Below are 1,076 nucleotides of genomic sequence, written 5' to 3' on the forward strand. Positions count from 1 at the left end.
CCGGATTGGCTTTACAGCCTTCCAGCGCAATACGCCCTGCCGTTGCCATTTCAGCCGAGCCCGCAATCAGTATATGACCGCCATAAACCAGCGCATAGCCGCCTGCCGCCACGGCGGTGACGGCAATCGCGGCATTCCGCCGCGCAGTTATGCGCTCTTCCGCCGCTTTATCCCCTTTTTCCGCCGCCAAGATATCTTTTTGATTATCTGCCGATAACTGATACAACATGTGCTCAGTCATGTTGTTACGATAGACAAGCTCCGCGCTGTTTGCCGCACTGTAAGCGCCTTCCGGGGTAGGGCTAATCAGGGCACCTGATAACGCCCCGATAAATTTAGCCGTCTGGGCCTTAGCTTCATTACCCGTCAGCGCTTCCTGAAGTTTATGAATTTGCCGTTCTGTTTCATTCTTATACGCCGGTTCAAATAGCCGGCTTTCCATGGTGATGGCGGCTAATTCAGCCGCCAGCGCGCCCACCGCAGCCCCTTTGGCATCCCCGCCGCCCATTTCGGCAGCCAGGGCAGATACCGCAGCATGGCTAATCGCTTTACCCGGCACACCCAGAATTTCCCCGTTATCCCCAATCAGCCTGGCCCCTTCCGCATTCATCTGGTTACCGATATTGCTCAGTAACGCCGCTTGCAGATTATCCGTAAAACTGCCGCCGTTAATCGCCGTGCCTATGGTTGAGCTTACGACGGAGTGTGCCGCGACACGCTGGGCCACCTGACTCCAGTTATGGTGACTCAATAAGGGAAGCGGCGATTTTATCGGGTCGACAACGCTTTGTCCTTCCACTAATTTTCCCCAGCCCATCGTGTGGTCCAGTCCCCCTAAGGCGCCGCCCACCGCTATTTGGGTCACCAGGGATTTGACTGAATCGCGCTTCGCTAAGGCGGCCAGGGTTTTGCTGAGATCCCCTTTATTTTCAACTAACGCCACCGCCGCCTGCGAGGTCAACCCTATCATCCCGCCATAAGCCGCCCCATAAACCGCGCTCGCCGTGGCCCCGGAGGCGCCTGTCGCCCCCACGGCGCCGCTTCCCGCCCAGGCCGCCAGACCCGAGCCCGCCGTC

1 protein-coding gene is annotated in these 1,076 nt (G+C 58.2%); it reads right to left on the bottom strand.

Annotation, left to right across the window (positions count from 1 at the left end; genetic code table 11):
- On the bottom strand, positions 1–1,076 hold a 1,076-nt coding region (locus D3222_RS24725), incomplete at both ends, for a DUF637 domain-containing protein (RefSeq protein WP_198672934.1).

This window comes from Photorhabdus sp. CRCIA-P01 (assembly GCF_003545805.1).
Lineage (GTDB): Bacteria > Pseudomonadota > Gammaproteobacteria > Enterobacterales > Enterobacteriaceae > Photorhabdus > Photorhabdus antumapuensis.